This is a genomic window from Nordella sp. HKS 07, from assembly GCF_011046735.1.
Lineage (GTDB): Bacteria > Pseudomonadota > Alphaproteobacteria > Rhizobiales > Aestuariivirgaceae > Taklimakanibacter.
In genome coordinates this window covers 4,574,625-4,587,308 of sequence record NZ_CP049258.1, presented here as the reverse complement: position 1 = coordinate 4,587,308, position 12,684 = coordinate 4,574,625, and the positions used below count along the sequence as shown (strand labels likewise).

The following is a 12,684-nucleotide window of genomic DNA, read 5'->3' as shown; positions in this document are numbered from 1 at the left end:
CATGGCCCCAATTTTACGCTTCGCGCCTTCGCCCACCGGCCGCATCCATATCGGCAATGCGCGAACGGCTATTCTCAACTGGCTGTTTTCACGCAAATCGGACGGCAGCTTCGTGCTGCGCTATGACGACACCGATCTGGAGCGCTCGACGGCGGAATTCGCGGAAGGCATTGCGCGCGATCTCGACTGGCTAGGCATCGTGCCGGACCGGGTCGAGTATCAGTCGAAGCGCTTCGACCGCTACCGCGCCGCGGCCGAGAAACTCAAAGCGGCAGACCGTCTCTATCCCTGCTACGAGACGCCGGACGAGCTCGAAAGACGGCGCAAGCGCCAACTCGCGCGGCATCAGCCGCCGGTCTATGACCGGGCCGCCTTGAATCTCACTGAGGAGGAGCGCCAGGCGCTCGAGGCGCAAGGCCGCAAGCCGCATTGGCGCTTCAAGCTCGACAATCGCACCGTCGAATGGGTCGACCTTATCCGCGGGCCGCAGCATATCGACACCACCAACCTCTCCGATCCGGTGCTGGTGCGCGAGGACGGTACTTATCTCTATACGCTGCCCTCGGTCGTAGACGACATCGACTTCGGCATCACCCATGTGATCCGCGGCGAGGACCATGTCGTCAATGCCGCTGTGCAGATCGAGATCTTCGAGGCGCTCGGCGGCAAGGTTCCGCACTTCGCCCACCACAGCCTGCTCACGGGCGCCGACGGCCAGGGGCTGTCGAAGCGGCTCGGCTCCCTGTCGATCGCCTCCTTGCGCGAGGAAGGGCTCGAAGCCATGGCGGTGGTGAGCCATGCGGCGTTGCTCGGCACCTCGGACTCGATCCATCCCTGCATCGATTATCGCGAACTCGTCGACGGTTTCGATCTCGCCAAGCTGTCGCGGGCGCCGGCCCGTTTCGACGACAACGAGTTGCGCGGCCTCAATGCCAGGCTTCTGCATATGCTGCCTTACGCGTCCGTGAAGTCGCGGCTCGAACATGGCGATGAGGCCTTCTGGCTCGCGGTGCGCGGCAATCTCACGGTGTTCGCCGATGTGAATCACTGGCGGGCAATTGTCGCCGGCGAGGTCACCCCTCAGATCGCCCCTGAGGACCGCGATTTCATCAAGGTTGCGGCAAGCCTTCTGCCGAGCGCTCCCTGGACCGGCGACACCTGGAAGAATTGGACGGAGACCGTCAAATCCGCTACCGGCCGCAAGGGCAAGGCTTTGTTCATGCCGCTGCGCCTGGCGCTGACTGGCCTCGATCATGGGCCGGAACTTGCTCTCCTTTTGCCACTCATCGGGCGCGACAAAGCCGCCATGCGATTGGCGGGATAGACTGATCGGCATTGATCGCCGATGCAAAAGCCTTAATGTTCCGAGGTTCGAGATTAGGGCACGCCTATGATCCTCGTCGGTCAGTATGATTCCCCGTTCGTGCGCCGCGTCGCGGTGACGCTGCATCATTATCACCTGCGCTTCGAGCGCAACCGATTGTCGGTCTTCCATCCTGGAATGGTCGAGATCAATCCCCTGATGCGTATCCCCTCGCTGATCATCGACGGCGGCGAGACGCTGCATGACAGCGGCGCCATCATCGACTATCTCGACGAGATGGTGGGGCCGAAAAAGGCGCTCACTCCGCCGAGCGGCGAGGAGCGCCGCCGCGTGCTGCAGATCGTGGCGCTCGCCACGGGCGCCATCGAGAAGACGCTCGCGGTCGTCTATGAGCGGCATTTCCACGTCCCGCAAGGCATCGCCCATGAATGGACGGTGCGTTGCATGGCGCAGCTTTCCGGCGCCCTTGTCCATCTCGACGCGCATGCCGGCGAACCCTGGTATTCCGGCAGAAAGTTCACTCAGGCCGATGTGACGTTGGGCTGCCTGATCGGCTATCTGAATTTGCGCCTGCCGGAAGCCTTCCCGACCGGGCGCTATCCGCGCCTTGAAAAACTGGCTGAGCGTTGCGAGGCGCTCGATGCGTTCGACAAGGCGAAGCCGGCGCCCGACGAAGTGATGCCGACGAGGGTCTGATCCGGACGCTATCAGGGGTCAGTCCCGGGGGCGCCGGACGTCGCTTCGACATACATGCGAAGCGCGCGCGCTGCACCGTGCCAGGACATATCCCCGCTGCCCTGCAGTTCCGGCGGCACCTTCCAACCCGGATCGACGCCGGTCATGTCAGGCAGGAGATGCGCGATCCCCTTGTGGCAATCGATGCACGTCCGTTCGCCCGTCACCAGGAAGCGGCTATGGATCTCAGCGGCGCGCCGGGTCTGCCGGGTGAAGTCCATGGCGACCGCTGAATGGCAATTTCGGCATTCGAGCGAGTCATTCGCCTTGAGGCGCGCCCATTCATGCTCGGCCAGCTCACGTCGCATTTCGAGGAATTTCTGCCGGGTCGCGATCGTGCCGAAAATCTTGCCCCAGACCTCCTTCGAGGCCTGCATCTTGCGGGCGATTTTGCGGGTCCACTCATGCGGCACATGACAATCCGGACAGGTCGCACGCACGCCTGAGCGGTTGGAGAAATGCACCGTCTGCGTCAGCTCCTGATAGACATTGTCACGCATCTCATGGCATGAAATGCAGAATTTCTCGGTATTGGTGACTTCGAGCGCCGTATTGAATCCGCCCCAGAAGATCACGCCGCAGATGAAGCCGCCCAGCGTGAGAAAGCCCAGGCTGAAATAGGCGCTCGGACGACTGATGATCCTCCAGTAACGCAGAAGGATATCCCAAATCGGACGAAACACATTGCCAAGCTTCGCCATATCCCGCCCTATTGCTGAGTTGCGCCGATATCCTTCGCATCACGGAACATATTCGGCACCAGGGGGCGAGCGTCAGTCTGCTGCACATGGCAAGCCGTACAGAAATAGCGGCGCGGCGTCACGTCGGAGAGAACCTGACCGTCACGATCCATGAAGTGCGTGATGCTGATCATCGGCGCGCCTGAGCCTTCGGTGAATTCGCGCTTATGACAGGAAAGACAGCGGTTCGTTCCCAGCGTCAGCTGATAGCCGTCGATCGAATGGGGAATGACCGGCGGCTGCTCGGGATAGTTCCGCATTCGCCTGACGTCGTCGGTTACGGGACGATCGAGGGGTGGTGCCTTGATGTCGCCCATCGGGTCGTCGGCGCCGGTCAGGCGCGGGATGATGTCGGGGGCGCCGCCGCCGGCCGAAAACGCGGCCGCCGTGAGGACGAAGAGTCCACACAGAACCAGGCCGGCGACGGCCATCGATCTCCGGCTCATCATATCCGTACGACCTTGACGGCGCATTTCTTGAAATCGGTCTGTTTCGAAATCGGGTCGGTCGCGTCGAGCGTCACCTTGTTGATGAGCTGGCTCGCATCGAACCACGGAACGAACACCACACCGGGCGGCATGCGGTTGCGGCCGCGCATCTCTACCCGGGTCCGGATATCGCCGCGCCGCGAAACGATCCTAACCTCCGCCCCCTGATTGAGGCCGAGCTTTCGCGCATCGTCGGGATTGATGAAGCAGCGCGCGCCCGGAAATGCCCGGTAGAGCTCGGGCACACGCATGGTCATGGAGCCCGAATGCCAGTGTTCGAGCACACGACCGGTCACCAGCCAGAAGTCGTATTCCGCATCGGGCATCTCGGCCGGCGGCTCGTAGGGCGCCGCCACAATATTCGCGCGTCCATCCTTGTTGCCATAGAACTCGACGCCCCTGCCCGGCTTGACATAGGGATCGCGGCCCTCGCGATAGCGCCAGAGCGTCTCCTTGCCATCGACGACCGGCCAGCGCAGGCCGCGCACTTCGTGATAGGTGGCGAAGGGTGCCAGGTCGTGACCATGGCCGCGGCCGAAGGTGGCATATTCCTCGAACAGGCCCTTCTGCACATAGAAGCCAAAGTCCCTGGACTCGTGATTCTCATAGCCGGCGTCGATCTCGGTCGTCGGAAACCGGTCGACATTGCCGTTCTTGAACAACACCTCGAACAGAGTCTTGCCGCGCCGGTCCGGATTGGCGGCGAGAATGTCGGCGGGCCAGACCTCATCGGTGGTAAAGCGCTTCGAGAACTCCATCAGCTGCCACAGGTCGGAGCGCGCCTCACCGGGAGCCGTTACGAGCTCATGCCAGAAATGGGTGCGCCGTTCGGCATTGCCATAGGCGCCTTCCTTCTCCACCCACATCGCGGTGGGCAGGATCAGATCGGCGGCAAGCCCCGTGACCGTCGGATAGGCGTCCGATACGACGATGAAATTCTCAGGATTTCGATAGCCAGGATAGGTCTCGTTCGAGCTGTTGGGCGCGGCCTGCAGATTGTTGTTGACCTGTATCCAGTAGAAATTGAGCTTTCCGTCGCGCAGCATCCGATCCTGCTCGACCGCGTGATAGCCGGGCTTCTCGGGGATCACGCCATGCGGGATCCGCCAGATTTCCTCCGCATGCCGGCGGTGCTCGGGATTGACCACGGTCATGTCCGCCGGCAGACGGTGGGCGAATGTGCCGACCTCGCGCGCCGTGCCGCAGGCCGATGGCTGACCGGTGAGAGAGAACGGGCTGTTGCCCGGTTCAGAGATCTTGCCGGTAAGAAGATGCAGATTGTAGACGAGGTGGTTCGCCCAGACGCCACGGACATGCTGGTTGAAACCCATTGTCCACAACGACACCACCTTGCGACCAGGATCGGCATAAAGCTCGGCGAGTGCCTCGAGAAAACCCGGCTCCACGCCCGAAAGCTCTGACACCATCTTGAGATCATATGACTTGACGAAGGCGGCATAGGCTTCGAAATCCATGGGCTCGGTGCGCGTGACATCCTCGGCCTTCCGCGCCGCCAGCTCGCGCGGGTCGTCGGGTCTGAGCCCATAGCCAATATCGGTCGCGGCGCGGGCGAACTTGGTATGCTTGTCGACAAACTCGCGGTTAACTCTCCCGGTCGTGATGATGTGGTTGGCAATGTAATTGAGGATCGCGAGATCGGTGCCGGGCTTGAAGACGATCGGGATGTCGGCCAGATCGGCGCTGCGATTAGTGAAGGTCGACAGCACGGCGACCTTCACATGGGGGGCACCGAGCCTGCGGTCGGCAACGCGCGTCCAAAGTATCGGATGCATCTCGGCCATATTCGAGCCCCACAGCACGAAGGCGTCGGCGACTTCGAAGTCGTCGTAGCAGCCCATTGGCTCATCCGAGCCGAAAGTGCGTATGAAGGCGTAGGCGGCGGATGCCATGCAATGGCGCGCGTTGGGGTCGAGATTGTTGGAGCGGAAGCCGGCGCGCATCAGCTTCGTCGCGGCATAGCCCTCCCAGATCGTCCATTGGCCCGATCCAAACATGCCGATCGCGGTCGGTCCCTTCGCCGCCAGGACCTGCTTCGCCTTCGCCGCCATTACGTCGAAGGCTTCCTCCCAGCTGACCGGCGTGAAGTCGCCGTCCTTGGCGAAGACACCGTCCTTCTTGCGCAACAAGGGCTGAGTCAGCCTGTCCTCGCCATACATGATCTTCGAGAGAAAATACCCCTTGACGCAGTTGAGGCCGCGATTGACCTCGGCCCTGGTGTCGCCATGGGTCGCGATGACGCGACCTTCCTTCACCCCCACCATGACACCGCAACCGGTGCCGCAAAAGCGGCAGGGCGCCTTCGACCATTTTATCTCCAGCGCCTCTACCCCGCCTTCGACCGGTTGCGCTTCCGCCGGATGGCCCATATTCGCCGCCATCACCGCGAGGCTGGCAGCCTGCGCTTTCAGCATATCGCGGCGGGACAGTTTCATGCCGTCATCCCTCCGCTTCCGTTTCGCAATACTGTTCAAACACGAGATTCGCGGCGAGCACGCCGTCCATCAGAGATATGGCCGTCAATCGCTCGCCGATCTCACCGACATCGGCGCCCTCCAGCACGACCACGATCTTGCCGTTCACGATGCCATGCACTTCGGTGTCGGGCAGACGCGCGATCCGCTCGGCAATGTCGGCGTGCCGATCCGAGAAGGCCAGCACCAGCGCGCTCGAAATGTGGCTTGGCCGACCGGATCTCGCGGCGACCTGACCGGCCAGGAATTGGCGTCTGTCGATCGGTTTGCGCATCTCGCACCTCAATGCGGCGGCCCGGGTGGACCGGCGATCAGCTGATACATCCAGATCAGGAAGCCATAGCCGCCGACAATCCCGACCGCGAGGATCGGCCAGATGAGAACAGCCAGCACAATGAACGCGAAGAGTTCCTCCCGACGCGTCGGTGGAGTCTGTGATCTATCTCTCGCAACAGGGCTCGATGTCACGAGTTCCTCCCTGCCTCAGCCATTGGCGGCGCACAGGATGTTCTTCCAAACGGCTGCGTGAGTCAATCGAACCGGCCCGCACCGTCGCGGCAAAGCGACGCGCGACTACTACCCTGCCATAGAGGATTTAGCAGGTCTCACGGCGATGGGATCTCCGCCGACGCGTCCGGCACTTTGTAGCCTTTGATCACCGCCGGACGGGCGGCAAGACTGCGATACCAGCGCCGCACATTGGGGAAGTCCGTCAGATCGATTTTCTGCCAGCCGAAGCGGGCGATCCAGGGGAAGGTCGCGATATCGACGATCGAGTAATCGCCGCACATGAACTCCTGCCCTTCGAGCAGGCGGTCGAGCACACCATAGAGCCGCTTGGCTTCCGCCGCGAACCAGGCGTCGGCGAAAGGCGCCTTGCCTTCGTTGAAATGCAGGAAGTAGTGGGCGCGGCCGAGAAAGGGACCGACCGCCGACATCTGCCACATCAGCCATTCATGGATGCGGATTCGCGTCTTGGCATCGCTCGGATAGAGCTTGCCGGTCTTGTCACCGAGATACATGAGGATGGCGCCGGATTCAAAAATACTCTGGCCGTTGTCGCGGTCGATGATGGCCGGAATCTTGTTGTTGGGCGATATCTTCAGGAAGGCGGGCGCGAATTGCTCGTCCTTGCCGATATTGATGGGATGGGTCTCGTAGCCAAGTCCCATCTCCTCGAGCGCGATCGAGACCTTGCGCCCATTGGGCGTGCTCCAGGTATAGAGATCAATCATAAGAGCTTCAGTCCTCCAGCCTGTTCCATGTGCCGCTCAAGCGCCAGGATACGGTCATAAGCGCACTCCGCAAGGACGGAATGCCCGTCGAGAAGCAAGGCCTGCCGGGTGGGTGCCAGATCGGGGTCGGCGAAGGCCTTGGCTAGCGCGCGGCGAAAAGCCATGGGATCGCGATCCAGGGCCGTCACATAAGGAAGGCACGGCACCATAGGCGAGCGCGCGACCTCGACCAGGCCGCTCAAATAGTCTGGCCGGTAGCGCTGCGCCAGCGCGACACAGACGGAATCGATGGCGCAGATATCGGCCGCGCCGTCACGCACCGCGATCATCGACTTGATGTGCCCGCCGGTTTCGACGATCGAAGAGAAGAACTCGCCGCTCTTCGCCTCGGGCACGAAGACAAGCTTCAGCGCCAGCATGCCCGACATGGAATCGGGATTGTTCACCGCCGCACGACTGCCCTTGAACGCGGCCAGCGGGCTTTTCTCGCGGGCGAAGATGAAGCTGCAATAGTCAGCCCCCTCGCATCCCGGTGCTGTGTAATGCGGCGTGGCGAGATAGGCGAGCTTGCCGCGAAACTCATGGGTGAAGGGGTAGCCGCAGGTCTGGCTGAAAAACAGATCGCGCCGGCGCCAGCCCGAGAAATAATCGGGATTACGGTCGAGCCGGCAACCCGCGCGTCCCATGTGCCTCAGGACGCCCGCCGCCCAGTCGTCTGTCGCCTGGCACACTTCCGGCCAGTCATACATGGGAAGCGAAATCGTCATTGGAGGTCCTTCATCAGGGAACGAATGTAGTTGCCAGTCTCATTGGGCTGGATGCGGGCATGGCGGATGAGATTGTCGAAATGGCGAGAAAGCTCGCGAATATGCTCCGTCGAGGTGAAGACGAAATACATGTCGCCGACATATATTGCGGCGCGCATGGGGCCGAAGACCGTGTACGGCACCGAGAAGCGCTCACGGTTGTCGAAGAGGAACCAACGATAGGCGGGATAGAGCTCCTCGACGAGCTTTGCCGCCTGGTCGAGTTGCTCCAGGCGCTCGGGCGCTTCGAGACCACGCCAGATGCCTTCGCCCCGGGCGAAGCCCTCGAGCCCCTGAAGCGTCGAGCATACCTCGATCTCATGCTCGGTGCGCTTGGCGTGGATGATCCGGGCGCGCGCGATGCCGGCCCAGGCCTTGGCGGCGGTCGTCTCGAGCCTTCCCGTCTCATGGGCGATGACCGCCTCGGTCTTCACCTGATCGGGCAGTGTCGCCGGGACATAGCGCACCTTGTAGCCGCGGGCTTCCTCATGCCAGCTCAGGAGCCGCTCATCGGCCGGGCTGCCGGCGTCGGGCTCGATTGCCATCTGCGAGACGATGTCGGCCGCGACCTGATCCTGCTGCGAGAGGCCGAGCAGCCAGTCGATCGAGACCGTATGACGGGCGGCTATCCGAGCAATGGTTTCAGTACGCGGCAATCTGACGTTTACGTCAGATAATAGTTGCGAAAGTGTGGATCGGTCCAGCCCTGCTCGGGCGGCGAACTGCGATCGCGAAAGTCCGGAACGTTCGATCAGCGCCAGAAGCCGTTGGCGAAATATATCGGATGTGTCCCGCTTCTGCATTGTTTACAAATATCACCAATTGGCGCGGATGCGTATCAGAATAAACAAATCATGCGCATCGTAGCATCGCGGGTAAAGCCCGTTGCCCCTATACATTTGAGACATGTTGCTTACCCGCGAAATCGAGACCGCCAAGCCGCTCACGATCGAATGGCCGACGGTTGCTCTTATTGCCGCCATGTACAGTCTGCTCGCGCTTGTGATGTGGTTCTTCCATACGCTGCCATGGTGGGGGGTGGCGCCTATCGCCGCCTATCTGGTTGCGCTGCATGGCTCTCTCCAGCACGAGGTGTTGCATGGCCACCCCACCCGCAACCGCCTCGTTAACGAGCTTCTGGTATCGGTCAATCCGAGCCTCTGGTTCCCCTACCGACGCTATCGCAAGCTGCATCTTACCCATCACAATGACGCGCATCTGACGGATCCGCTGCTCGATCCCGAATCCTATTATCTGCTGCCCGATCGCTGGGCGCGCCTTCCGGCCCCCATGAAGCAGCTCTACACCCTCAACAACACGCTCGCTGGCCGCATGATCCTGGGCCCGATCATCGCCGCCATCCGTTTCTGGTCTTGCGACCTCATGGCCATCGTCAAAGGCGATCGCGACGCCCTCAGCGCCTGGCTTCTCCACATCCCGGCCTGCGCCGTTACCCTGTTCTATGCGCTTTGGGTGTGCGGCATCCCCTTCTGGCAGTATGTCCTGCTCTTTGCCTATCCGGGCGTCGCGCTCATGCTGGTGCGTTCCTTCTGCGAGCATCAGGCGGCGGAGGATGAAGGTGAACGCACCATCATCGTCGAGGCGTCGCCCTTCTGGGCGCTGCTTTTCCTCAACAACAACCTGCATGTCGCCCATCACACGCGGCCGCGACTCGCCTGGTATGAATTGCCCGCTTATTACCGCGCCGAGCGCGACGCGCTGGTCGCCAAGAACAACGGCTATCGCATGAACGGCTATGGCGAGATATTCCGGCGCTATTTCCTCAGGCCGAAAGAGCCTGTCGCCCACCCGCTCATCAAGTAACCAGTCAATCAGTCTACGGAGAAAACACGCATGACCACAGCGCATCTACCCAAATCAGCCGCCTATGTCGTCGTCGGCATGGGCATGCACGGCATGTCGACGGCCTGGCATCTGGCCATGGAGCTCGAGCGCTCCGGCAAGGGCAAGGGCTCGGATGTCGTGCTCATCGACAAGACAGGGCCGGGTGCGGGCGCCACCGGCATCGCCTGCGGCTGCGTGCGCAACCTCTACATGACCTCGCCGATCCACAATATCCTGCGCCATTCGGTCGATGTGTGGGAATCGGACCCGGTCAATTTCGGCTTCCAGCAGGTGGGCTATGTGTCGGTCGGCGAAGGCAACCAGCAGGCCGACTACGAGAAGATGCACAAGAGCCAGAACGCCGCCGGTTACAAGTCGGACATGTATGTCGGCAAGGAGGCAAAGAGCTTCCTCAAGAAGATCTGGCCGGACTTCAATGTCGACAAGGCCGATGTCGTTCTGCACGAGATCCCGTCGGGCTATGCCGGCACCCATACCGCGGTCAGGGCGCTCAAGGAGAAGTGCGACCAGTGGGGCGTGCGCTCTTTCACCGGCATCACGGTCGAAGGCTACGACATGCATAATGGCCGCATCACCGGCGTCCTCACCTCGGACGGCACGATCAAAGCCGATGCGGTGGTGATCTGCGCCGGCGCCTGGATCACCAAGCACTGGGACTGGCTGGGCCTGCCCAACAAGCTCGACATGCGCTATCCGGACGGCGGCGTCGTCAAGGATGCCGACATGTGGACCTATTGGCGCCTCCTCGAAGGCGAGGTGCTCCTCAAGGATGGCCACAAATACCGCACCGGCGACGACAAGGACCCGCCGGTTCTCCATGTCGAGCTGATGAACACGCCGGTCATCACCGAGGACGGCCACAAATTCCCGGATCAGCACTTCTATATGTATGTGCGCTATGCGGCCGAGCGCGCCGGGGCTCCGGGCGTACAGGGCGGCACCATCCCGATCAAGATGGGCCCCAAGGCGGTACTCGATCCCTATGGCCACGCCAACGATCTCTATCAGGCCGATGCGTGGTTCAAGGACTACTACATGGCGACGCTCGCCTATCTGTTCGACCAATTCAAGAACTATGGCAGCCAGTTCAAGCAGCGCCGCAATGGCGGCATCGGCGCCTTCACGCCGGACTCGGTGCCGATCTTCGACTGGGTGGCCGACAATGGCTACATGATCGCCGACTCGAACCACGGCTATAAGATGATCGGCGTCGGCAAGCTCGTCGCCCGCCATTTGGTCTCGGGCGAACCGGTGCCGGAGCTTTCTCCCTTCGCCTTCACCCGCTTCGCCCAGGGAAGGACTTTCGGCGACCGCAACTCCAATTGTCCCTGGGTGTAGGCGTCCCTAACCCACCATAAAGTGTTACAGCAGGATGGTGGACCACCTCTATCCTGCTGTTTTTTTGCCTGATTTCCCTGCTTCTTGCACGCCCGGGGTCCAGAACGCGGGGCCGGCAGGCGCCGGTCTCCTCAGGAGGAGGGAGTGGATTCGACCCGCCAAATGGGCGTTTTTCGGCGTGTGCGGCGCAAAAACCCATGAAAATAAGGGTTTTCACGAATCAACGCATGCGCTAGGGCTCGATTCACAGAATTCAGCAAGCAAGGAGCAAATAGATGGCTGATGATAAAGTGAAAGTGGTGACGATTCCCCTGTCGAAAGTGGCAGCGGAACTTGCCGAGAAGCATGAGATGTCGAAGAAGGCCTCCACGGAATTCCTCGGCGCTTTCGTCGACCTCGTCGTCAAGCACCTGAAGAAAGGCAACAAGGTGCGCGTGACCGGCCTTGGCATCCTGCAGGTCCGCAAGCGTCCGGCGCGCATGGGCCGCAACCCCGCCACCGGCGAAGCCATCAAGATCAAGGCCTCGAAGAAGGTTGCCTTCCGCGCCGCCAAGGAACTCAAGGAAGCTATCTGAAGCTTTCGCAGTCCGACGTCATGACGGCCTCGCTCATCGCGGGGCCGTTTCGTTTTAAGGCTGTTGAGCGACGCAAATGCTTGCTTAGCTTGTTTGATTGATCCTATGATCCTCGCCAACAAAAATACAAAAACAGGCAGGGTGAGGGATGCTGTTACTAGCTGGCCGGCGCCTCGCGTCGATGATCTTGATCATGATCGTGATCTCGATTCTGCTTTTCCTGATCTTCGAGGGAGACAAGCTGGCGCTCGCCGCGCGCGTGCTCGGTCCCTACTCGCCGATGGAAGGCCGCCTCCACTGGCTGGAGGAGAATGGTTACAACCGTCCCCTCATCGTGCGCTATTTCAGCTGGCTTTACGGCTTCATCACAGGCGACTGGAAGGTGTCGGCGCAATTCAACCGCCCAGTGCTGGAATTCCTGGCGCCGCGCCTCGCCAATACCGCCATACTCGGCCTATGCGTCTTCCTTATCACCGCGATCATCTCGCTGATCCTCGGCGTGCTGTCCGGCATCAATGAGGGCGGTCCGCGCGATCGCATCATTACCGTCGCCTCGGTGCTCACCACCTCGATTCCCGAATTCGCATCCGCAACTTTCCTGGTCGCCATCTTCGTCTACTGGCTCGACTGGCTGCCCGGCTCCTCTTCCTTCTCCACCGGCTTCAGATGGATTGAGCTTGTATTGCCCGTGATGGTGCTCGTCATTTATAATTTCGGCTACTACACACGTATGACACGGGCCTCGATGGCCGAAGTCATGACATCGCAATATGTGCGCACCGCCGTCCTGAAAGGACTACCTTACCGGCAAGTGGTGGTTAAGCATGCGCTACGCAATGCGCTGATCGCGCCATTCACCGTCATGATCCTGCAACTCAATTATCTGCTTTCCGGCATCATCGTGACTGAAGTGTTCTTTGCCTATGATGGTTTCGGCAAAGCGATCTATGACGCCGCCCTCTTCGGCGACATCTATATCGTGCAGGCCGGCGCAATGGTTGCCGTCTTCGTCGCCGTCCTGTCGCAATTTATTTCCGATGTCGGTTACACCTATCTCAATCCGCGCATCCGCTTCGCATAAGGAT

14 protein-coding genes are annotated in these 12,684 nt (G+C 61.1%); 6 read left to right on the top strand and 8 right to left on the bottom strand.

Translation table 11 applies throughout. The features are described from left to right. Position 1 precedes the first annotated feature (1 nt). Positions 2–1,324 carry a glutamate--tRNA ligase gene (gltX, locus tag G5V57_RS21575; protein ID WP_165169605.1) on the top strand — a complete coding sequence of 441 codons (1,323 nt, stop codon included), beginning with the start codon at positions 2–4 and terminating at the stop codon, positions 1,322–1,324. 66 nt (positions 1,325–1,390) lie between these two features. Then, entirely contained in the window at positions 1,391–2,020 is a 630-nt protein-coding gene (locus G5V57_RS21570) for a glutathione S-transferase family protein (RefSeq protein ID WP_165169604.1), read from the top strand. Between the two features lie 11 nt (positions 2,021–2,031). Here G5V57_RS21570 and G5V57_RS21565 read toward each other — a convergent pair whose 3' ends face one another. From G5V57_RS21565 to G5V57_RS21530, 8 genes are all read right to left on the bottom strand, one after another. Next, the gene (locus G5V57_RS21565) at positions 2,032–2,760 is read right to left on the bottom strand and encodes a cytochrome c3 family protein (protein ID WP_165169603.1); all 729 of its coding nucleotides are present in this window, start codon (positions 2,758–2,760) and stop codon (positions 2,032–2,034) included. Between the two features lie 8 nt (positions 2,761–2,768). Further along, positions 2,769–3,272, bottom strand: a complete 504-nt coding sequence (locus tag G5V57_RS21560; RefSeq protein ID WP_371744580.1) for a nitrate reductase cytochrome c-type subunit — start codon at positions 3,270–3,272, stop codon at positions 2,769–2,771. After that, complete coding sequence (gene napA, locus G5V57_RS21555) at positions 3,245–5,740, bottom strand: periplasmic nitrate reductase subunit alpha (protein WP_165169601.1); 2,496 nt, start codon at positions 5,738–5,740, stop codon at positions 3,245–3,247. The genes G5V57_RS21560 and napA overlap by 28 nt, the downstream gene beginning before the upstream one ends. A 4-nt stretch (positions 5,741–5,744) precedes the next feature. After that, positions 5,745–6,053: a chaperone NapD gene (locus tag G5V57_RS21550; RefSeq protein ID WP_165169600.1), complete on the bottom strand. Its 309-nt coding sequence runs from the start codon at positions 6,051–6,053 to the stop codon at positions 5,745–5,747. A gap of 8 nt (positions 6,054–6,061) precedes the next feature. Continuing rightward, positions 6,062–6,247 (bottom strand): periplasmic nitrate reductase, NapE protein, encoded by a 186-nt coding sequence (gene napE, locus G5V57_RS21545; protein WP_165169599.1) that lies wholly within the window; start codon positions 6,245–6,247, stop codon positions 6,062–6,064. 137 nt (positions 6,248–6,384) lie between these two features. After that, the gene (locus G5V57_RS21540) at positions 6,385–7,014 is read right to left on the bottom strand and encodes a glutathione S-transferase family protein (protein ID WP_165169598.1); all 630 of its coding nucleotides are present in this window, start codon (positions 7,012–7,014) and stop codon (positions 6,385–6,387) included. Beyond that, complete coding sequence (locus tag G5V57_RS21535; RefSeq protein ID WP_165169597.1) at positions 7,011–7,781, bottom strand: phosphate/phosphite/phosphonate ABC transporter substrate-binding protein; 771 nt, start codon at positions 7,779–7,781, stop codon at positions 7,011–7,013. Before G5V57_RS21535 ends, G5V57_RS21540 begins: the two co-directional genes overlap by 4 nt. Beyond that, a complete protein-coding gene (locus G5V57_RS21530; RefSeq protein WP_165169596.1) occupies positions 7,778–8,623 on the bottom strand; it encodes a helix-turn-helix domain-containing protein in 846 nt (281 codons plus the stop codon). The genes G5V57_RS21535 and G5V57_RS21530 overlap by 4 nt, the downstream gene beginning before the upstream one ends. A gap of 103 nt (positions 8,624–8,726) precedes the next feature. Between G5V57_RS21530 and G5V57_RS21525 the strand changes: the two genes are divergently transcribed. From G5V57_RS21525 to G5V57_RS21510, 4 genes are all read left to right on the top strand, one after another. Beyond that, positions 8,727–9,644: a fatty acid desaturase gene (locus tag G5V57_RS21525; RefSeq protein ID WP_165169595.1), complete on the top strand. Its 918-nt coding sequence runs from the start codon at positions 8,727–8,729 to the stop codon at positions 9,642–9,644. Between the two features lie 30 nt (positions 9,645–9,674). Next, positions 9,675–11,024, top strand: a complete 1,350-nt coding sequence (locus G5V57_RS21520; protein ID WP_165169594.1) for an FAD-binding oxidoreductase — start codon at positions 9,675–9,677, stop codon at positions 11,022–11,024. A 275-nt stretch (positions 11,025–11,299) separates the two neighbouring features. Further along, positions 11,300–11,599: an HU family DNA-binding protein gene (locus G5V57_RS21515; protein ID WP_137855750.1), complete on the top strand. Its 300-nt coding sequence runs from the start codon at positions 11,300–11,302 to the stop codon at positions 11,597–11,599. A 193-nt stretch (positions 11,600–11,792) separates the two neighbouring features. Next, positions 11,793–12,680: an ABC transporter permease gene (locus G5V57_RS21510; RefSeq protein ID WP_206530088.1), complete on the top strand. Its 888-nt coding sequence runs from the start codon at positions 11,793–11,795 to the stop codon at positions 12,678–12,680. Positions 12,681–12,684: the final 4 nt, after the last annotated feature.